18 protein-coding genes are annotated in these 21,024 nt (G+C 63.4%); 11 read left to right on the forward strand and 7 right to left on the reverse strand.

Features of this window, described 5'->3' with window-relative positions; all coding sequences use genetic code 11:
- Positions 1-177 precede the first annotated feature (177 nt).
- The 6 genes from AT302_RS06370 to AT302_RS06395 all read left to right on the forward strand — a co-directional run bounded on the left by AT302_RS06370 (position 178) and on the right by AT302_RS06395 (position 9,735).
- Complete coding sequence (locus AT302_RS06370) at positions 178-1,536, forward strand: acyl-CoA dehydrogenase family protein (protein ID WP_084656052.1); 1,359 nt, start codon at positions 178-180, stop codon at positions 1,534-1,536.
- Complete coding sequence (locus AT302_RS06375) at positions 1,533-2,195, forward strand: cysteine dioxygenase family protein (RefSeq protein WP_084656053.1); 663 nt, start codon at positions 1,533-1,535, stop codon at positions 2,193-2,195. The genes AT302_RS06370 and AT302_RS06375 overlap by 4 nt, the downstream gene beginning before the upstream one ends.
- A gap of 165 nt (positions 2,196-2,360) precedes the next feature.
- Complete coding sequence (locus tag AT302_RS06380; RefSeq protein WP_157125910.1) at positions 2,361-3,980, forward strand: rhodanese-related sulfurtransferase; 1,620 nt, start codon at positions 2,361-2,363, stop codon at positions 3,978-3,980.
- A 159-nt stretch (positions 3,981-4,139) separates the two neighbouring features.
- Positions 4,140-5,279, forward strand: coding sequence for a glycosyltransferase family 9 protein (locus tag AT302_RS06385; protein ID WP_064675184.1), 1,140 nt, complete (start codon positions 4,140-4,142; stop codon positions 5,277-5,279).
- 186 nt (positions 5,280-5,465) lie between these two features.
- Positions 5,466-7,778: an autotransporter outer membrane beta-barrel domain-containing protein gene (locus AT302_RS06390; RefSeq protein WP_084656054.1), complete on the forward strand. Its 2,313-nt coding sequence runs from the start codon at positions 5,466-5,468 to the stop codon at positions 7,776-7,778.
- Between the two features lie 229 nt (positions 7,779-8,007).
- Positions 8,008-9,735, forward strand: coding sequence for an autotransporter outer membrane beta-barrel domain-containing protein (locus AT302_RS06395; RefSeq protein WP_058377707.1), 1,728 nt, complete (start codon positions 8,008-8,010; stop codon positions 9,733-9,735).
- Here the strand turns inward: AT302_RS06395 and AT302_RS27505 are convergent.
- Positions 9,625-10,266 (reverse strand): hypothetical protein, encoded by a 642-nt coding sequence (locus tag AT302_RS27505; protein WP_157125704.1) that lies wholly within the window; start codon positions 10,264-10,266, stop codon positions 9,625-9,627. The two genes, AT302_RS06395 and AT302_RS27505, sit on opposite strands and share 111 nt — an antisense overlap.
- A 261-nt stretch (positions 10,267-10,527) precedes the next feature.
- On the opposite strand from AT302_RS27505, the gene AT302_RS06405 reads away from it, so the two are divergent.
- From AT302_RS06405 to AT302_RS06425, 5 genes are all read left to right on the forward strand, one after another.
- A complete protein-coding gene (locus tag AT302_RS06405) occupies positions 10,528-11,169 on the forward strand; it encodes a hypothetical protein (protein ID WP_058377709.1) in 642 nt (213 codons plus the stop codon).
- Positions 11,117-13,105 (forward strand): hypothetical protein, encoded by a 1,989-nt coding sequence (locus tag AT302_RS06410; protein WP_058377710.1) that lies wholly within the window; start codon positions 11,117-11,119, stop codon positions 13,103-13,105. Before AT302_RS06405 ends, AT302_RS06410 begins: the two co-directional genes overlap by 53 nt.
- Positions 13,048-13,497, forward strand: a complete 450-nt coding sequence (locus AT302_RS06415) for a hypothetical protein (protein WP_157125705.1) — start codon at positions 13,048-13,050, stop codon at positions 13,495-13,497. Before AT302_RS06410 ends, AT302_RS06415 begins: the two co-directional genes overlap by 58 nt.
- Positions 13,498-13,562: 65 nt before the next feature.
- The gene (locus AT302_RS06420) at positions 13,563-15,179 is read left to right on the forward strand and encodes a hypothetical protein (protein ID WP_058377712.1); all 1,617 of its coding nucleotides are present in this window, start codon (positions 13,563-13,565) and stop codon (positions 15,177-15,179) included.
- 190 nt (positions 15,180-15,369) lie between these two features.
- Positions 15,370-16,116 (forward strand): acyl-homoserine-lactone synthase, encoded by a 747-nt coding sequence (locus tag AT302_RS06425; protein ID WP_084656541.1) that lies wholly within the window; start codon positions 15,370-15,372, stop codon positions 16,114-16,116.
- On the opposite strand, the gene AT302_RS06430 is transcribed toward AT302_RS06425, so the two are convergent.
- From AT302_RS06430 to AT302_RS06460, 6 genes are all read right to left on the reverse strand, one after another.
- Positions 16,083-16,796, reverse strand: coding sequence for an autoinducer binding domain-containing protein (locus AT302_RS06430; protein ID WP_058377714.1), 714 nt, complete (start codon positions 16,794-16,796; stop codon positions 16,083-16,085). The two genes, AT302_RS06425 and AT302_RS06430, sit on opposite strands and share 34 nt — an antisense overlap.
- Positions 16,797-17,438: 642 nt before the next feature.
- A complete protein-coding gene (locus AT302_RS06440) occupies positions 17,439-17,822 on the reverse strand; it encodes a DUF4180 domain-containing protein (protein ID WP_084656055.1) in 384 nt (127 codons plus the stop codon).
- 8 nt (positions 17,823-17,830) lie between these two features.
- Positions 17,831-18,223: a DUF1801 domain-containing protein gene (locus tag AT302_RS06445; protein WP_058377716.1), complete on the reverse strand. Its 393-nt coding sequence runs from the start codon at positions 18,221-18,223 to the stop codon at positions 17,831-17,833.
- Between the two features lie 148 nt (positions 18,224-18,371).
- On the reverse strand, positions 18,372-19,532 hold the full coding sequence (locus AT302_RS06450; protein ID WP_058377717.1) for an iron-containing alcohol dehydrogenase: 1,161 nt from the start codon (positions 19,530-19,532) through the stop codon (positions 18,372-18,374).
- Between the two features lie 75 nt (positions 19,533-19,607).
- Positions 19,608-20,258: a branched-chain amino acid ABC transporter ATP-binding protein gene (locus AT302_RS06455; RefSeq protein ID WP_058377718.1), complete on the reverse strand. Its 651-nt coding sequence runs from the start codon at positions 20,256-20,258 to the stop codon at positions 19,608-19,610.
- Positions 20,251-21,024, reverse strand: a complete 774-nt coding sequence (locus AT302_RS06460) for an ABC transporter ATP-binding protein (protein ID WP_058377719.1) — start codon at positions 21,022-21,024, stop codon at positions 20,251-20,253. The genes AT302_RS06455 and AT302_RS06460 overlap by 8 nt, the downstream gene beginning before the upstream one ends.

The following is a 21,024-nucleotide window of genomic DNA, read 5'->3' on the forward strand; positions in this document are numbered from 1 at the left end:
TGAACGGGAGTGAGCCTACGCAAACAAATCTCGGCCGTTAAATAATCATTTACGCAAAGATTATTCAATATGGATGGTTGGGCTTATCCCGCGAGCGCCTTACGCTGTGAGCACTACGTACAACCCGGCGACCCGGTGCAACCTGCACCTAACGCGTATTTGCTTATTCCAAATCTCATGGCTACCGTTGCTCAACCTTTCGAGTTGGCCGCGTCGGGCGACGACCGTACCGGCGTCTCCGGCGCTGTGCTGCATCTGGCAAGCACGCAGGGGGAGGCGCGCCATGCAGGCGCAGATGCCCGTGCCCTGCGTTCCGACACGTTCGCGCGTTCGCTGGACGCGCTACTGCCGCAGCTCACCCGCGACTTCGCTGCGGGGGCGGCCGCGCTCGATCGCGATGCCCGCTTCCCCGTAGATAACTTCGCGCAATTGCATCGTCACGGGCTGATTGCCGCCGTGATTCCGCAGGCCCATGGCGGTCACGGCGCAGGGTTGGCCGAGGCACGCCGCATCATTGGCGCCGTAGCGGCTGGCGAATCGGCGACGGCGCTCGTGCTGACCATGACGTATTTGCAACATCGTTCGCTGGTGCGTACCAGCACGCGATGGCCTGACGCACAACGCAGCGACGTGTTCCGTAGCGCCGTGACCGACGGCGCGTTGATCAATGCGTTGCGCGTCGAACCCGATCTGGGCACGCCGGCGCGTGGCGGCTTGCCATCGACCGTCGCGCGCCGTACGGCAACGGGCTGGCGGCTCTCAGGCCGCAAGCTTTATTGCACCGGCATTCCGGCGCTAAGCTGGCTATCGGTCTGGGCGCGCACGGATGAGGCCGAGCCGCGCGTCGGCGTGTTTCTCGTGCCGAGGCCGGCCAGTTTTCAGGACGCCGGGGATGCGCTGGATCGTCCGGGCATTCGCGTGGTGCCGAACTGGGACCATCTGGGGCTGCGCGCTTCGGGCAGTCATGAGGTCATCCTCGAAGACGTCGATCTGCCGTTTGGCAATGCCGTCGATATTCGTGCGCTGCACGAGTGGGCACCGGCAGGCATCGGCCAGCGCGATAACGACGCGCACATCGAACAGCAGGCATGGATGAGCGTGCTGCTGGGCACGCTCTATGACGCTGTGGCGCGGGCGGGCACCGAATGGCTCGTTACGTTCCTGAATACGCGGGTCCCGGGGAATCTGGGCGCGCCGCTCGCCACCGTGCCGCGCGTGCAGGAAACCGTCGGCGAGATCGCGACGTTGCTGCATGTCAACCAGCGTTTGCTCGATGCCGCCGCTGCTGCTGCCGATGCGGGCCAGCCCGACGACGATATCGCCAGCGGTGCGCTCAAATTCACCGTGACGGGCAATGCCATCCGGGTACTGGAACTGGCCTTGCAACTCACGGGCAATCACGGGCTCTCGCGCAATAATCCGCTGGAGCGCCATCACCGCGACGTGCTGTGCAGCCGCATTCACACGCCGCAAAACGACACTATCCTGAGCGCGGCCGGCCGGCGCGCGCTCGCTGCCTTTCAGGTTCACGCATGACCGCTGCTTTGGTTGAAAACACCCCGCCCAACGTCTCGGACGTTGCTAATTTGTCCGCGCACGACTACGACGCGCTCGATCCGCTACGTAATTTTGTCGCAGCATTTTCACGGTTGCTGGAACGGCGCCCGCACGAGACGACGTTGCTCGAAGAAGGTGCAGGCCTGCTCGCGCAACTGGTCGCGCGTGACGACTGGTTGCCCGACGCGTTTGCTACGCCGCACCCCGAGCACTATCAGCAATACCTGCTGCATTGCGATTCGGGGCAGCGCTTCAGCATCGTCAGCTTTGTCTGGGGGCCGGGCCAGCGCACACCGATTCACGACCACACGGTTTGGGGACTGATCGGCATGCTGCGGGGCGCCGAGGATTCGCTGCCTTATGTGCTCAACGCGAAGGGCGTTCCGGTCGAAGCCGGTGAACCGGTGCGTCTGGTGCCCGGCGACGTGGAGATTCTTTCGCCGCGTCTGGGCGACATTCACCGCGTGACCAATGCCTTCGATGACCGTGTTTCGGTGAGCATTCACGTGTATGGCGCGAACATCGGCGCCGTGCACCGCAGCGTGTTCACCGAAGCGGGCGAGCGCAAAGGCTTTGTCTCCGGCTACGCCAACGCACAATTGCCGAACCCTTGGGGCAGGGCGGCGCAGCGCGTCTGACCCCCTCGTGCGGCATGGCGCTCACGCCATGCCGCAGCGCACCACATCGCGCGGCACGGGCGGCCGGGGCTTCTGCCACAATGGCCGTCTGGCTGCGCAGGCCATGCCCTCCCTTTTGCATGCTTCCGTATTGAAGGAATTGCCGTGTCCGATCATTCGACCGACGTGCCGTCGCAGACGGCTGATACCACCGCCTTCCCCCAACTGACCTTTGCCGACGTGCGCGCCGCGTTGCTCGCTGGGCAGGAGATCGCCCTGCTGGATGTGCGCGAGGAAGACCCGTTTGCGCAGGCGCACCCGCTGTGGGCGGCCAACCTGCCGCTGTCTCGCGTGGAAATCGAAGCGTGGGCGCGCATTCCGCGCCGCGATACGCGCATCGTCGTCTACGGCGAGCACGACGGGCAAGACCTCGCGCCGCGCGCCGCCGCCGTGCTGCGCAAGCTGGGCTATGGCGACGTGACCCTGCTCGCGGGCGGCCTCGATGGCTGGATTGCCGCGGGCGGCGAAGTGTTTCGCGACGTGAATGTGCCGAGCAAATCGTTCGGTGAATGGGTGGAAGGGCTGCGCCACACGCCGTCGTTGTCCGCGCAGGAAGTGCAGGCATTGCTCGACAACGAAGCCGATGTGGTCGTGGTCGATGCGCGGCGCTTCGACGAATACCAGACCATGAACATCCCCGGTTCGACCAGCGTGCCCGGTGCGGAGCTTGTGCTGCGCGTGCGCGAACTGGCCCCTGACCCGGCGACGCGTGTGATCGTCAATTGCGCGGGCCGCACGCGCAGCATTATCGGCACGCAGTCGCTCGTGAATGCAGGCCTGCCCAATCCGGTCGCGGCGTTGCGCAACGGCACCATCGGCTGGACGCTGGCCGGTCAAACGCTGGAGCGCGGGGCGCAGCGCCGTCATCCGGCGCAGGTGCGTGAAGCGACGCTTGCCGTCGCGCGTGAAGGCGCGCGTGCCGTAGCCGACCGTGCTGGTGTGAAGCGCATTGCGCTGGATGGTGTGGCGACGCTGAACGCGCCCGGCCGTACCGTGTATCGCTTCGACGTGCGCACGCCGGAGGAATACGCAGCCGGTCACTTGCCGGATTTCGCGAGTGCCCCGGGCGGACAACTCGTGCAGGAAACCGATCATCAGGCCCCCGTGCGAGGCGCATGGATCGTGCTGGCGGACGACGATGGCGTGCGCGCCGACATGACCGGCTCGTGGCTCGCCCAGATGGGCTGGACCGTGTACGTCGTGGAGCCGCACAGCGCGCACGCGCGCAGTGCACAGGGCGGCTGGCCGTTGCACACGCCGAGCGCGCCGGACGTGGCCTCGGTCACACCCGCGTTGCTCGCCCGCTGGCTCGACGATGCGGCCCCGGGTGAGATTGCCGTGCTCGACTTCACGGCGAGCGCCAACTACGTCAAGCGGCATATCCCGGGTGCTTGGTTCGTGATTCGAGCACGACTGGCCGAGGCGTTGCGTGCCGTCGGTCCGGCGCAGCGTTATGTGCTGACGTGCGGATCAAGTTTGCTTGCACGATTTGCCGCGGCTGATCTGCGACGTCTCACGGATGCCGAGATCGTCGTGCTCGAAGGCGGCACGCAAGCGTGGATCAATGCCGGGCTGCCGCTGGAGACCGGTGAGACCCGTCTGGCCAGCGCGCGCGACGACCGCTATCGCCGTCCCTATGAGGGCACGGATAACGCGGCCGAGGCGATGCAGGCCTATCTGGACTGGGAGTTCGGGCTGGTGGATCAATTGCATCGCGATGGTACGCATCGCTTTCAGGTGATCTGACGCAGCAGCCCGGGCATTCCCGACAATCTCCGACAAACCGGGCAGTCTGCGTCGACGCGGCGGCAGGCGTGGCATACTCCGGTTTTTCCGAGGTCGCCGACGGGCTCATCGACGTGAGCGCGGGCCGGTACGGCGGCCCGCTTGCTCTCCGATTCGATCATGCCATTGCAGCGTTTCATTGCCCGCCGACTGGGCGCCCTCACCGAGCCGAGCACGCGTATCCCCTACGCGTGGGTGTACCACGAGCCGGACGTCTTCCTGCAACGCACGTCGCATCTCACCGTCGCCAAGAAGTATCTGCATCGCCGCCTGCGTCTGGCGCTGAGCGGTCAGGCGAGCCGCGAGGTGCGCCACGTGCCGCCCAACGCGCGCGTGTTGTGGATCTACGGCGGCAAGGCGTCGGTCGGCGACGCCGTGATGGACCTCTCGGGGCGTGCGCTGTTGCGCGGTCGTGAGGCGCCGGTCGATTTGTTGATCACCCCCAGCCTCAAGGCAGTCTTCGAAGGCGACGACATCTTCCGGCACGTCTACGACGACCCGAAGGCTGTGAATCCGGCCGATTACGACGTTGTTGTGATGCAGGAATTCAACTACCCGACGCTGCGCATCAAGCGACGCCATTTCCCGACACTGCCGTTTGCGTGCCTGTTCCGCTTCTTCCACGGCCCGGACCGAAATCAGACGCAATTCAGTCTGGCGGCGGTCAACGATGTCTTTGCCCTCGGACTCGGCCCCGACGAATTGTTCTCGCGCGCCAAGCCGTATTTGCGCGCCGAGACCGATCTGCCCGAAACCATCGCGCAACAACTGCCGCAGCGTCCGTATCTCGTGCTGGCGATGGGCGGCGTGGAGCCGCGCCGTACCTACGCGCACTGGCGCGAGTGTCTGGCGGCCTACGACGCAGCGATAGCCGGTATGCCCGGGTTGCCGGCCGGTATCGTGCTGCTGGGGTCGGGCAATGGCGCAGACGCCGCCAAGGCACTGATGGAAGCGCAGTTCGCACATCTTCAACTCGTCTCGTTTGTCGGTGAACTCACGTTGCGCGATGCCAAGCGTGTGATCGCCAACGCCGCGCTTTTCGTCGGCGCCGATGGTGGTTTGATGCACGTGGCGCACACGACGCCGACGCCCAGCGTCACGCTGTTCGCGAAGGCGGAGCCGCCGTATCTGCGTCTCACGCCGGGCTGCCAGTCCACCCCGCTGCAAACCGAGAGTGACGTGAGTGCGGTCGATCCGGTCGAACTTGCCGATACGATCGTGGCAACGCTGGCGTCGTCGCCATCGGCACTGCCGCGCTGATTTTCGCCTTTCACCCCCAAATCGCCCAATACCGCACCTGTCAACGTTGACAGGTGACGCTGACCCCCGCCAGGCCTATGTTGGTCGCAGGCGGCGGCGTCGACACGGCCATGTCAGGTTCGATCGTACGTGGAGGGTTGTCGCGTTGTGCTGTCCGTCGTTCCTTTCTGAAAAGGAGCCAGCGTCATGCCTACGTCAACTTCCGCGGCACCCCGGCAGCGCGTTCTGGCTTCGGCCATCGGACTCGCCCTTGCGACACTCGCGATGTCGTCACAAGCAGGCACGGTGATCGGGACCAATCAGGTCATCGACGCCCCCGGCGACGCGACCGAAACATGGACGGTCACCAACACTGGCTCACTCACCGTCAATAACGGCGCGGCGACCAACTGGATTGCGATTCAGGGGGCGCCACCGTCAACCGGGCCTTCGACGCTGACGACCGACGGCGCGACGATCATCTCGACCGCACCGGCGACCGGTGGCGGTGCACCGCCCGCCGCGATCACGATAGAGAATTCCAGTGCGACGATTTCGAATTCGACCGTATCGAGCGCGACAAACCCCGGTATCCAGTTGGTTGGGCAGACCACCGCAGGCCTTGTCGCACCCACCGCGACAGTGACGAACAGTACGGTTTCGGGCTTCCAGTACGGCATTTCGGTATCGTCGAACGGCGTTCTCACGTTGAATAACTCGAACGTGAGCGCCGGGACCGGCGCCGCTGGCGGGATCAACGGCGGCGTCGTGAACTTCGACTCGACGGTGGTCGCCACGGGCGGCACGATCAGCGGCAACATCTCCGGCGTGACAGCGACCACGACCAACCTGACCACGGAGACGACCTCTAACACGACCTTGAGCGGCGTCAAAGTGAGCGCCGCGACGGGTGCCGCGATCGTGGTGCAACCGGCCCGTCCGGCAGCCGCCTTCGAGGGCCACACAGCCAATATCCTGATCGAGGCGGGCTCGACACTCACGGGGGGCAACGGTTACGCCTTACAAGCCACCGGCCTGATCACGGCCAATGCGACGATCGACAATTCGACCATCGTTGGCAACGTCAGCGGTGACGGCACGGCTACGCTCAACCTGACGTTGCAGAACAACGCCAACCTGACCGGTTCGCTCGCCAATATCAACGTGCTGGCGGTCAATTCGAATGCGACGTGGTTCCTCGTCAGCGATAACACGGTCGGCACCGTGACGATGAATGGCGGGAACATCGACATCTCGGGTACCGCGCTGGGCACGCCGACCACGCATACGCTGACGATCGCCACGCTCTCCGGCACCGGTACGTTTCTGATGAGCACGAATCTCGGCACCCACACCGGCGACCTGCTCAACGTGACGGGGACGGCCACGGGGACCTATCAGCTTCACGTACGCAACTCGGGCGGCGAGCCGACCAACCTTGCACCGCTCACTGTCGTGCAGACCGGTGGCGGCGGTGCGGCGTTCTCACTGGTCGGTGGCAAGGTCGATGCCGGGGTGTACAGCTACACACTGGAGCAGCAGGGCAACAACTGGGCACTGGTCACAAACCCCGGCTCTCCGGGAGACCCCGGCGAGGGGGATCTGACACCGGGCGCGGAAACCGTGCTCGGCCTCTCCGGCGCGGGGCCGACGGTCTGGTACGGGGAAGCCGCCATTCTCCGGTCGCGGTTGGGCGAACTTCGTATCGGAGACCAAAGTAATAGCGGTGTCTGGGCACGCGCCTTCGGCAAGCAATACAACGCGAAGCCGGAGGACGGGACAAGCTACCGCCAGACGCAGTATGGCGTGATCGGTGGTGTCGACGGTGTCGTCGGTCAGGCGTGGGGAGGCACATGGCTCGTCGGTGCAATGTTGGGCACGAGCCACAGCAAGCTGAGCTTCGACAATGGCTCGACCGGTGGCGTGAACAGCTACACGGCGGGCTTGTATGCCACATGGATCACGAAGGCTGGCTGGTACTTCGACGGCCTGGTGAAGTTCAACCACTTCGTCAACAGCGCGGACGTCATCATGAGCGACGGCACGGGCTCGCATGGCGGCTTCAATAACAACGGCATCGGCGCGACGCTCGAATTCGGGCGGCACATGGAGTTCGGCAACCGCTGGTTTGTCGAGCCGTACATTCAGGCGTCGATGGTGCGCATTGGCGGGGATAACTTCTCGCTGGATAACGGCATGCAGTCTTCGACGTCTCACACCGGGTCGGTCGAAGCCCGCATTGGCGCGGCGTTCGGCAAAACGATCGAACTGTCCGGCGGCGCGCTGCTGCAACCGTACCTGAAGCTCGCCGTGATTCAGGAGTTCATCACGAGCAACCAGATCATGATCAACGGCATTAACTTCAACAACGACACCTCCGGCACGCGCGTCGAGTTCGGGGCGGGTGTGGCGGCACAACTGCGTCACAACATGCAGATTTACGCCGAAGTGGAAACGAGCGCCGGACACAAGATCAGCCAACCTTGGGGCGCCCAGATCGGCCTGCGTTACGCCTTCTGATGACATTCACCCATCGACGGCATCGGTTCTGTGGGAGGATGGGCCGATGAAAAGTCGTGAATATTTCTGAAATTAACCATTAAATCAGTGGTTTACATCATATTTCGCCCTACCGTCTGCCTCGTTGGTCAACTTTCAACGAGGTCTCCTCTTGGCGTATTCGACGTTCTCCCCGCGTTCCCGGGTTTCCACACGTTCCCAGCACTTTCCTCTGCCCACGCCCGCCCAGATGCCGATGCGTCTGCTCGCGGCATCCGTCTTTCTCGCCGTGGCCGCACTGTCCACCGACGCACGGGCGCAAGACCTCATCATCGACACCCCGTGTATCAGTGCTGACCTCAGCGGCTTTTGCACCCGCGAGCACGACGAGCTCGACGGCAACAGCATGACCGTGACCGGCGATGGCCGAGCCCGGCTGATCGGCGCGACGGACCGCGCGACTTCGTTGGAGTATTTGCGGGTGCTGGATGGTGGCACCGTTGAGGCATCGAATCTGCATATCTCCGGCGACATTACCAGCAACATCGCAGACGGTCTTCTGAGCGTCGTCGATGGCAGTCGGCTAGCGTTGTCCGATTCGACCGTCATCAATAGCGGTGACGTCGCGCTCTCGGTCGGACGCTCGACACGAGATCCGTCGCTGGCGCCGGCGATCGCGAGTCTGGAGAACGTGAGCCTGAAAGCCGTCGGACGTGGGGTGCTCCTGACGGGCGACGCGTTGCTCGAGATGTGGGGCGGTGAGGTAATTGCCGAGCGTGGCACGGGCCGGTTGAATTACGCCGTGCAGGTCACCGACAGTGCGTTTCGTGCTTACGGTACGCGCCTGGTCGGTGCCGATCACGCAGTGGTCGTCACGACCGAAGTCAATCCGACAACGGCTGGCTCGGAGGTCATCCTCTCCGGTGCGACGCTTGAGTCGGAGGATGGCGCGGCCATCAGCATCTACCGCGAGCGAGGTTCCACACCGGATGAATTCAACGTGTCGCTCGCCATCGTGAACGGCACGACCATCAAGGCGGGCAACGGCACGCTGATTGAAGTGGGTTTCGATCAGGTGGTCGATGACCCGCTTAGCGTGGACATTACGGTCGACAACAGCCGTCTGGAAGGCGACATCAAGTTCAAGGACTACGTCGATTCCGACCTTACGCTGTCGAATCATGCCGTCGTCACCGGACGCATCGAAGGCGCTGACCGTCTCCATCTCAACGATGGCGGCGAATGGCGCCTGATCGAGAATAGCCAGACGGCAAACATCGCGATGCAGGGCGGTATCGTCGACATTCACGGCACGGCGGCCGAAGGGCAGTACCACACACTGGAAATCGGCTCGCTCTCTGGCACCGGCATGTTCCGCATGGGCGTGGATTTGACCGATGCCGTGAGTGACCAACTGCATCTGACGGGCGGCGATTCGACCGGTGACTTCAGCCTTGCCGTGAAGAACACCGGCACCGAGGCGAAGGTGGAGCGTCACCAACTCGTGCAGGACGACGGCGGTAGTGCCGGATTCTCGGTGGTGGGCGACAAGGTCGATTTCGGTGCCTACTCGTACAGCCTGCAAAAGGAAGTGATCGACGGGAAGACCTATTGGCATCTCGTGCGTGACGGCGGACCGTCGGCGGGGACCGATTCGGTCGTCGGCATTTTCAGCGCCGTACCGACGGTGTGGGCGGGAGAGGCAGCCACGCTGCGTACCCGTCTGGGCGAAGTGCGTATGGCTGAGACAAAGGAAGGTGGCGTCTGGGCGCGTACGTTCGGTAATCGCCACAACGCGAGTCCGACCGTTGGTCAGGGATATTCGCAAGATCAATGGGGTTTGATCGCGGGTGCAGACCGTGTGATCTCACGCGACGACAACGGCACGCTGTTGGTAGGCGCGATGGCCGGTATCGCCTTGGATACGCCCGGTATAGCTGTGGATCGTGCAGTCGAGCACGTCGCCGAGGGCGGTTAGCTTGGCATCGCTCAGGCCGTCCGTTTCAACGCCGTCTGGCAAGTCGAGTCGTCCAAGCAGGGGCGAGCCCGGCGCTTCGGTATCGACGATGTAAGTGAGGAGCGGCGCGTCGTCCGTCACGTCATGCGAGATCGAGGACTCCAGGAAATACGTCAATGTGTGCGCGCGGTCTGCGCGGGGTGCCGGGATCGTAAAAACCAGGACGCCGTTGGTGAATTCGTCCATCGTGATGTCGCGCACGGGCTGTGGCACATCGTCGATTTTGAGATGGACAAAGTCACCGTCATACCAATTGGGCAGCAGGATGGATGTGATCGTCAGGTCATTCGCCTGCCAGGAAGACAGCAGCAACAACTGCTCCGGAAACCCCGTCGGAATGGTGGCCAGGGCGGCCGCGTCGATGACGAGGTTGTTCGGCGCGTCCAGGATGGCGGTGGCCCCTGCCTTGCCCGGCGGCTTGTCCTTCTTGAGCGCGATCTTACGGCGGCCGGGGACTCTGTACTGCGCATAGTTCGCAGAATCGCGTTTCATGGCGGACTCCTTCGTCTACTGATTCGGACGTGCGTCTTGCCCGGCGGTGTTTGACGCCGGGACACTGCCGCAATCGGCAGTCCCGTCGCTCGCACGCAGCGTCGGGGAGCCCATTGTGGAACCGGAGATTTGCGCCCGGTAACTGTCAACGTTGACAGTTGGCGCGCGTGATGCCGGCGTGGCTTGATGGGGAACCGGTTTGCCGGCCGCGCCACGACTCGTGTGGCATTTCTCCGGCGCCATGATCATGCGGAGACGACCATGCTCACGAACGACGCCCTGTCCGCGCTTCAATCCAATGCTTCAGCCAGTGCGGGGGGCAGCGCGGCGGGCTCCCATGTCGTGCTAGCCCCTGTCACGCGCGATCCGACCTATGGCGCACTGGTTGACTTCGCCCCGCCGCAGATCCCGGCGGCGCAAGCCTATGACGGCATCGGCGCGCGCGACGTCAACAAACCCGACGGCAAGATCAAAGTGATCGTGACGCCGAACATTCTGTGGGACATCGGTGACTCGATTGCGCTGTACTGGGGCGACGATCGCGTGGCCGTCGCGCACCACGTGCTCGGGGCCGGTGATCTGGACTTACCGTTGACGCTGGAAGTCGATGTGCTCGTCGTGCAGCGCCTCTACGATGCCTCGGGGCTGCAAGTCAGCCCGGTCGATGTCTGGTACCGGTTCACGACCGGTAATACGGGTGACGAACAGCTCTCGGTGGCAACGACGATCATCGTCAAGCTCACCCTGCCGGGCGGCCCCGACCCCGATCCCATCGGAACACCGTGGACCAATGAGAACCTCGCGCCCGCCGAAATTCCCGAGGGCATCATCGGTGGGCCGGATGCCGACAATGGCGTGCCCGTCGCAGCGCAATTCGCTCACGATTCTCGGCCAACCCGCTGATTTGCCTGCACCGCGTGTGGTGGAGGCAAATGGCGACGAACTTGATCCGGACGATGCCGTGACCGGTGCCAACGTGGTCATCGACGTGTGGCCGGAAATGGCGGCGCAGGATGGGGTGATGTTGCGTTGGGAGGGTGTCAAGGCGAGTGGTGCGCCGTGGGTCCATATCGACGAGCAGATCATCGCGGCGCCGGCCGTGGGCCAGCCGGTCAATTTTCTGGTGCCGCCTGAGTACGTGTCTGCACTCGCCGGTGGCACGGTCACGGTGTATTACATCATCACCCCGGCAACGCCCGGGGCGTTGCCTCGCGAGTCGGCACGCGTCATGTTGACCGTGCTTGGCGAGGTGACCTTGCCTGCCCCCGATGTTGACGGGGTGAGCAACGGCGAACTCAATCCGCCGGACGATCCCGCGGCTGGCGTCAACGTCACCGTCCCTGCGTGGGAATTGATGAGCGTCGGCGACGTGCTGGAGGCGTTCTGGGAAGGGCAGACGGCCGCAGGAACGGTCAGTGCCGAGCACACGTTGACGGCCAGCGATCTGAATCAGCCGTATGTTTTCCTCGTGCCGCGTGAGTTTGTCGATGCCAACGCCGCGGGGCAGGATTTCGTCGACGTGTGGTACCGCGTGACGCGCACCGGGCAGCCCGCACCGCAGAATTCGGCGGTGAACCGGTTCCGCGTCATCACGCCGCTAGCGCCCGCATTGCCACCGCCGGAAGTCGACGAGGCCGTGGGTGACATCCTCGATCCCGAGCCGCTGCCCGCAGCGGGCGCGACGGTTCGGGTGAAGCCGTATGACGGCATGGTCGCTGGCGACGCCATCACGATTCGCTTCGGTGCAGGCTCGGGAGGCGGAGAGCACACGGACACGCTTGATGTCACCGCGAACATGGTCGGGCAGGACATCACCCTGCGGGTGCCGAAATCCAAGGTGCAGTTCCATGCGGGCAGTACCGTCGTCGTCAACTACACCGTGTATCGTCTCGATGGCCGCGAGCAGGATTCGGAGGATCGGGTGCTGACGGTGCGCACCGACGACAAGTGGCCTGCGCCCGGTGTCGACGATGCCGAGGACGATTACCTTGACCCCGAACTGGCGGCGCTGGGTGCGACGACGCGCATTTTCAGCTACGCCGGTATGCAGCGCGATGACCGTGTCGTGCTGCACTGGGGGAACCCGGGCGATGCCGGGTACTACACCGACAGCATTACGTTGAGCACCGAAGTTGCTGTGTCCGGCCCGCTCGCCGATGTCGATGCCCCCGAGTGTGAACAGGCGGTCAATGGCGCGCTCAATCCCGACGATCTGGGTGCGCCGGGCGCGAGCTTCGTCATCAAGGCTTATGCCGGTATGGCGGTCGGTGACTACATCCTGCTGCGTTTCGACGCGGGCGGCCCGAACGAAGCGACGGCCGATTTCGACGTCACGACCAACTTCGTGGGGCAAGACGTCACGATCCGGATTCCCAAGAACAAGATCGTGCCCGCGCTCGATACCGCGGTCGACGTCGACTACGTGATTGAACCCGCCGCCGGTGGTGACAGCATCGCATCCGAAATCCTGTCGCTGTACATCGGCGTGCGTGACGACGTTGGGTTGACGGCGCCGTCGGTCGATGAGGCCGATGGCGATCATCTCGATCCGGAGTACATCGAGTACGGCGTGCGCGTGCGTATTCCCGTGTACGACGACATGGCGATCGACGACGAGATCGTGCTGCACTGGGGGGCCGAGGGCGACGCCGGGTACTACACCGACAGGATTACCGTGCGAGCCGTGCGCGAGGTCACGTTCCCGATCCTGACGGAGAATCTCGAGCCGTTTCTCAACAAGACGGTGCCCGTGCCCACAGCTTCAGGGATGTGCGGCCATGGATGCCGCTCAGAGTGCGCTCGGCTGACGACACCCTCACGCTCAATCCGGCCAACGTGACAGGTTCTGGCGTGCAAGAGAGTTTGCTCGGCTATGCGGCATTCGTCGCGCACCTGAACAAGGGCAACGTGCTGGGTTGGGGCTCGGCCGCTCACGGGGCGACGGTGCCGTCGACCATCATCACGTATGACGACGTGATTGAAACCAGTTCGACAGAGGGCGCGTTTGCCGTGCGTCGCAGCAACGGCCGGATCGCCGTGTGGGGTATCTACAGCGACACGGAAGCCTTCGCCGCCGTGTTGGCGGATGGTGGCGTCGTGACCTGGGGCGTCGCAGCCGGTGGCGGCGACAGTACGGCGGTCAAGCCGATTCTGGATTCCGGCCTGACTTACGAAGCCACGTCTGCCGTGCGGGGCCGCGCATTGACGGCGCTGACACGTCAAATGTCATGAGGTGAATCGCCGCCGGGAGCGCGCCTCTGCGCCCCGGCCTCGCCGGGCATCACCGGAGCACGACCATGTATCTGGACAAAGACACCAGCGGCAAGCGCAACGACGCCGCTTCGCTCGAAGGGCCCACGGTGGAAGAGGCCGAGGGCGACTCGCTCGACCCCGGTTCACCGTCAGCTACGGTCGTCGTGCCGCTATACGAAGGCAAGGCCGTGGGCGACGCGGTCACGATGCATTGGGACGGCGCGACCGACGCGGGATCCACCAGCGACAGCATTCTGGTCACCGCGTCGAACCTGCCGCGCGTCATTCGCTTTCATGTATCGGCACCGTTCATCGAGGCGAACGACGGCGGTTCCGTTGATGTGTACTACGCCGTCATGCGCGCCGCGGGCGGCAACGATACGTCCGACGCGCTCACGCTCACCGTGGGCGAGCCCGCCCCGGAACCCGGGCGCGTGTTGCCGCCGGAGATCGACGGTGTGGTCGGCGGCGTGCTGAATCTGGCGGATGTGCCCGCGGGAGGCGTGAAGGCGAGCGTCGCGCCGTACGGCGGCATGGCGCGTTACGACGTGGTGTTCATCAGCATCAACGACGGCGAGTGGGAAGACGCGAAGTCGATTGCGACCGACGCCGAGGTGGGGCAGCCGGTCACGTTCACCATTGCACGCGACGTGCTGACGCGCTTCGTGGGGCAAGCCGTATCGATACGCACACAGATCATCCCGGCGTCGGGAGAGCCGTTCGAGTCCAACGCGTTGACGGTGCGCATTCTCGAACCGGTCGGTGAGTTGCCGGTGGTCGAGGTGCCATTGGCCGATGGCGATTCGCTCGATCCGGCGCAGGTGGCGGGACCGACCGTGGCGGTGATCGTGAAACCCTATCAGGACATCGCAGAGGGCGATGTGATCACGCTCACGTGGACCAACGCGAGTGGCGCCCCGGCGGCGTTCGTCGAGACGGTGACCGTTGGCGGCACACCGCAACAGGACTACGTTTTCGAAGTGCCACGCGCACACGTCGACCAGAACCGTGATCAATCCGCGTTGTTGTCTTACACGGTCAAGCGCGGTGGCGGGGCGCCGGTCGCATCGGAGGCACTCACCCTCTTCATCGGCGAGGCCTTCGAGGCAGCCGTCACCATCGACGCCACCGGCAAGGGTTACATCGTTGCAGAGAAACCGCCACTGGTCGTGCCGGTGTTCGCGACCTACACGCGCGAGGGCAGGTTCGGCACAGGCCCGTACACCTATCAGACGAGCGACGCGGACGTGGCGCAAGTCAACAACACGGGTGTTGTCGTGGCGACGGGCAATGGCAGTGCGACGATTTCAGCGACCGACAGCCTTGGCCAGACGCGCAGTCATTCGCTGACTGTCGTGGGCATCCGGCAGGTGTTCTTCGTGAGCCCGTCGGCCAACTTTGCGGGCGCGAAGGTGGCGTGTGCCACTGCCGGACTGGACATGGTGTCGCTCGACGACATGAAAGCGTTCTGGCGCGTCTATTACCCGAGTACGGGGCCGGTGGCGGGTTACATGGGATGGTTGAGCTACCTGTTCTGGACCGGCACACAGATCGGTGCGGGCACGGCCTATGCCTACGATCTGAACGGCGGCTCGGAGCAGGGTAATGCGACGGGGCGCAACGAAGCGGACTTCGTGCAGGTGATCGGCATCGCGCCGTGATCGATGAATCTGTATTAGTGGAATTCGGACTATTGACCGATACTTGAAAGCACATGGGTCTGGAAAATGGAAGCAGGCACCTGTCAACGTTGACAGTTTCCGCCCATTTTTGGTGCCGATACCCTTGTTTCATCCAGCCTGTCGACGGAGGTATGCGATGCGGGTAGATGTCCTGAGGGGCGCACAGATGATGCCGTCGACGCGCGCAGAAATCGCACGCTTCAGGCACCGGATCTTTGTTCAGAAGCTGGGGTGGTGTGTTCCGGCGTCACCCGTGGCGGCCCGCGCGACGATTGGTGAAGAATCCGACGAGTACGATCACGACGATACCGTCTACGTGACCCTGCGCGGCGACGGCGACGCCATCGTCGGTTGTGCGCGCCTGCTGCCCGCCACCCGCCACTTCCTGCTTGGCGATCACTTCCGGCATCTCGTCGACGACATGCCGGCTGCCGTCGTCTTCGACTATCAGAAAATATTCAATCTCGAAGCAACGGCGAGCCTTGCAGACGAGTCCACGAGACCGGCTGCCGTGTGGGAGTTGTCGCGATTTGCGCTGGAGTCTGCCGATGTGTGGACGCCCCGGTCAAAAGGCGCGATGGAGCAATCCACGCAGGGCGCGCGCGAGTTGCTGCGGGCCGCCGTGTTCACCGCGCGGGCACTGGGCGCGCACCGGCTCATTGGCGTGACCTATGTCAGCCTCGCACGACTGTTTGCGCGTCTGGGGGTGCCTACCTACAAGCTGGGGGTCGCGTATCGCATTGACGGGCGCTGGGTGGCGGCCTACCGGATCGACATCGATACGGTGGCGCTGGCGGCGCTTGGGTTGATGCGAACCGCCGCACCAGATTCGGATAACGCGCCGGCGCTGCCGTCCACATCGTCCGCTCTGCCGGGCGCGAATCAGCGCCACATGACCAGACGAATGGCGCTTTGAACCTTGTTGCGACAGCCGGTCTTGTCCAGACAGTTGCGGATATGGAAGTTGACCGTGCGTGCCGAAATACCGAGGATGTCGCCGATTTCGTCGGCGGTTTTGCCTTCGGCGGTCCAGAGCAGTACTTCGCGCTCGCGTGCCGAGAGTGAGTCCATATCGAAAGGCGGATGTTGCGGCCGTAGCAGCCGGCTCATCGACTCGTGCGTGTAATTTGACAACACGCCCATGCCAACGTCGAGCGATTGCAGTTCAGAAGCGGACAGCTTGTCGTGGGCTCGCCCGAAGCTCAGCAGCCCGAATTCGCCGTGCGGCCCCCAACACGAACGTCCCACACCGTGATTCAGACCGAAGTCGGCGGCTTCCTGCCAGAAGGCATCTGCGCGCGGCATGCTCGGGTCGCGCCAGACCATTAGCTTGTCGCTTTGCGTGCCGACCAGCACCGTCGGATCCACGTCGAGAAACCCTTGATTGCAGTAGTGCGACATCCAGCCGGTCGGGTACGTGTCGAACACGCGGACTTCGGCTTGCGTCGCAGAGCGGTGGCTGCGAAAGCCGTAGCAGCAATATTCGAAACCGATGCGGCTCGAAAAATTGACGATTCGTTGAAACAGCTTCTGCGCATCGTCGATGTCGATGCAATCGTCGTGAATCGTTTCGAGCAGATGCATCAAGGCAGACATGATGCCTCCAGGGGGAGGGACTTCTAATCAACTTACGGACGACTGGTCTGGCTTGCGGCACCCTGATCTGATCGCGTGCACGCGTCCAGCGCGGTCTTGGCCGCGTCGGCCCTGGGGCGTGCATTCACGTCGGACTTGGTAAAGGAAGGGCGTGACCGAAGGGCTCCCGCAAACCCGGTCAATCTGTTTTCTGACGGGGTGCAATTGCTGCACCGAATGTTTCATTTGTACTTTTGGTCGCTATTTTTTCGGCGACTCGGTTAATTTCGTACGTCGATGTGATGAAGAATATCACCCGGGATCGGAGAGTCAATGCGTTATTTCCTTGTGTTCCGAGACAATATCTTGCGCTTCGAGACGTCTGAGATTAACCGTTACACATTGAATGAATGGTTCTTATTCATCCCGAATGTCAGTGTCCAGTGCAGGATATCGTGCCAATTCTTCTGGTTGTCAGGAGTCTTTGCTGGCGGCATATTGCGGGATTTTTTCAGCGAAAAGGATAATTGATTTGTACTTCTGGTGAATTTCGCAAAATGAAAACTATGTGTAAATCGATGTAACTAATTAATTTTCAATTTACTGTTTTATTTTTGAAAATTCTATTAAGCGGTTATTTATATGAATCGATTTGCGTCGCATTCATGTATTGGAACGCCGTAAAAATGTATCGAATGTTGCAACAAACGATGCGGTGTTACCTCGATTCGTTTCCCGCACAAAGGCACGAAACGCCTCGCTGCGAGCTAGCCATGACTCGATATCGCCGATGATGGTCAGCTTGACCCGGTAGTTCACGAGCTTTTGCAGGATGACGCCGGCGAGGCCGGTTTCGAGCCGGAAAAAGTCGTCGTGCAGCACGTGGGTGTGCAGGGCGACCCAGTCCACATCGTTCTCCCATGCGGCGGACAGCAGGTCACCGACGTCGGCTTCACGGGATAGCGCGTTCGCGGGGGCGTTCCAGATCAGAACGGGACGATGGTCGAGCGTGACGATTTCATCGCGAGGGTTGAGGGCTTGCGGCATGGGCGGTATCAGCGTTGATTGGCAGCGATAGCGGCACGGATGAGGGCGATGAGTGCCTTCTCGTTTACGGTGTCGCCTTCATGGAGGTCGATTGCACGACGGGTATTCCCGTCGAGGCTGGCGTTGAAGAGCTTGGCGGGGTCGGGCAACGAGGCACCTTTGGCGAAGGTCAGCTTGACGGCCGCCTTATACGACTCGCCGGTGCAGAGAATGCCGTCGAGCGACCAGACCGGCACGCGCCACTTCCACTCCTCGGTGATGCCGGGATCGGCCTTCGTGATGATGGCGCGAACGTGGGCGAGCATGTCGCCGCGCCAGTCACCCAGTTCTGCGATGCGCGCGTCGATGAGTGCGGCGGCATCGAGGGGCGCGGGGGGAGTCTCCGACTGGGGCTTCTTCATGGCGAGTGCCTCCGGGGGAACGCGGCAGGCGTTCGGGAGCGCACATTGTAAAACGAGAGGAATTCGGGGAGAAAAACGGGGAGGGGCGAATCAGGGCGAGCGGCAGGCGCTGCGCCCGTCCCGGAGGACGGGCGCAGGGGTAGCTAAATCAGAACGCAGCGCTATAGATAGCAAACGCGTCCGCTTCATTGACTTCGCGGGGGTTGTTGACCAGCAGGCGGGTCTGAAGCATGGCGTCGCTGGCCATCCGTGCGATGTCGTCCTGCTTCACGCCCACTTCACGCAGCGTGCGCGGAATGGCGGTCGCCACGATCATCGATTCGATGTGGCGGATCAGCGCATCGGTTTTGGCTTCATCGCTGCCGGTGGCGTTATCGCGCAGGATCACGTCGGCGAGTTCTGCATAAAGCTTGCTGGCGGCGGACGCGTTGAAGCGCATCACGTGCGAGAGCACCAGTGCGTTCGAGAGCCCGTGCGCCACGTGGAAGATGCCACCGATCGGGTAAGCCAGCGCGTGCACGGCGGCAACGGGCGAGTTGGCAAACGACTGACCGGCGAACATGGCGCCCACGAGCATGGCTTCGCGTGCGTCGCGGTTGTCGCCGTCGTCGCAGGCGGGCAGCAGGTTGCGCGAGAGCAGTTCGAGGGCCTTCACGGCCAGCATGTCCGAGACCGGGTTCTTCAGGTGCGCCGACGTGTAGGCTTCGATGGCATGCACCATCGCGTCGATCCCAGTGGCGGCGGTCGCTGCGCGCGGCAGACCGAGCGTGAGTTCCGCGTCGAGAATGGCCAGATCGGCGAAGAGTTGGGGCGAAACAACGCCCATCTTCGTCGTCTCGCCGGTCGTCACGATCGAGACGGCGGTGACTTCCGAGCCGGTACCGGCGGTCGTCGGCATTTGCACCAGCGGCAGGCGCGTGCCCGTCACCTTCTTCACGCCATACATGTCCTTGAGCGACTGCGTGCCCGGCAGCAGCACGGCGAGCAGCTTTGCCACGTCCATCGACGAACCGCCGCCCAACCCGAGCACGATTTCCGCATCGCCCGCGCGTGCGCGTTCGGCGGCTTCGAGCACCACGTGTTCGGGCGGATCGGCGATCACGTCGTCGATCACCGACACTTGCCAGTCATGCTTCGTCAGATCGGCCAGTGCCGGGTTCAGCAGACCGCTCTTGTGCAGAAAGCCGTCGGTGACCACGCACAGGCGCTTGCCCGACGGAAACTGTTCACGCAGCAGCGCGCCGAGACGGCGGGCTGCACCAAATTCCACAATGACGGTGGGGACCGTCTGGAAACGAAACGGATTCATCATCGTTTTCCTCTTGGTGACTGCGTGCGGCACACATCGATGCATCAGCGCAACGACGGGCCGCACGCCACAAAACTAGACAGACGCCGCGACCATCTGGCCGCGATCGATACGGTAGACGTTATCGAGCACCGCGCCCGCGTGTTGCAGGTCGGCGCCCGACAGAATCACGGCGAGGCCTGCGCCGCGCATCTGACCGATCACTTCCGCGATGCGCTTCGAGAGCGCCGGGGCCACGCCCTCGAACGGCTCATCGAGCATCAGCAGGCGCGAACTCGTCATCAACGCGCGTCCGACGGCCACCAGTTTCTGCTGGCCTCCCGACAATTGCAAGGCACGGCGCGGCGCCCATTCGCGGGCTTCGGGAATGATGCGGTAGACCGCGTCGAGACGCGTCTGCACATCCTTCGCCTTCAGGGCCCACGCGGGCACGCAGAGATTCTCTTCCACGGTCATGTCCGGAATCAGGCGACGGTCTTCCGGCGCGTAGCCGATACCGAGCGACGTGCGCTGATGCGACGGTGCGCGCACCAGATCCACATCGTCGAACGTCAGCGTGCCCGAGGCCGGCTTCACCAGCCCCATGATCGCGCGCAGCGTCGTCGTCTTGCCCGCACCGTTACGGCCGATCAGACCCACGATGGCACCCTTGGGCACCGAGAACTCCACCCCGCGCAGAATGTCCGTCGCGCCGAAGCGCACATTCAGATTCTTGACTTCAAGCATGGGCCACCTCGCCCGTGGTAGTGGCCGAGCCGCCGGTCGCAGGCACTGCGGCCACCGTCTCGCCGATGATCAACTCGCGCACCTGCGCGTCGGCCAGCACCACGTCGGGGGTGCCATCGGCCAGAATGCGGCCGTCGCAAAAGGCCAGCACGCGGTCGCTGTAGCGGCGCACGATTTCCATATCGTGTTCCACGAACAGCACCGTGATGCCGAGCAGGCGCGCGGCGTCCAGCACGCGGTTCATCACGTCGAACTTTTCTTCCGCGGCCACGCCGGACGTCGGTTCGTCGAGCAGCAGCACTTCCGGCTTGCAGACCATCGCCAGCGCAATGTCCAGCAGCTTGCGAACGCCCTCGGGCAGCGTGCCCGAGATCATGTCCGCAAATTCCAGCACGCCCAGACGCGCCAGACTCTCGTTCGCCAGATCGGCCGACAGCCCCGAGATCGCCAGCGCAATCTCGATGTTCTCGCGAGCCGTCTGCGAGCCGAATAACTGCGGAATCTGGAACGAGCGGGCAATGCCCAGACGCGTGATCTTGCGCGGGGCCAGCCCCGTGATGCGCTTGCCGCGAAACACGATCTCGCCGCGATCCGGTTTGATGTAGCCCGTGAGCATGTTCACGAACGTGGTCTTGCCTGCGCCGTTCGTGCCAATCAGCCCGACCACGCTTTGCGCGTCGATATTGACCGTGATGTCTCTGGCAGGTGTCACGCTGCCGAAGGTCTTGTACAGGCCCGTAGCCTCAATGATGTGATTCGATGCCAT

It is taken from the genome of Pandoraea norimbergensis (genome assembly GCF_001465545.3).
Lineage (GTDB): Bacteria > Pseudomonadota > Gammaproteobacteria > Burkholderiales > Burkholderiaceae > Pandoraea > Pandoraea norimbergensis.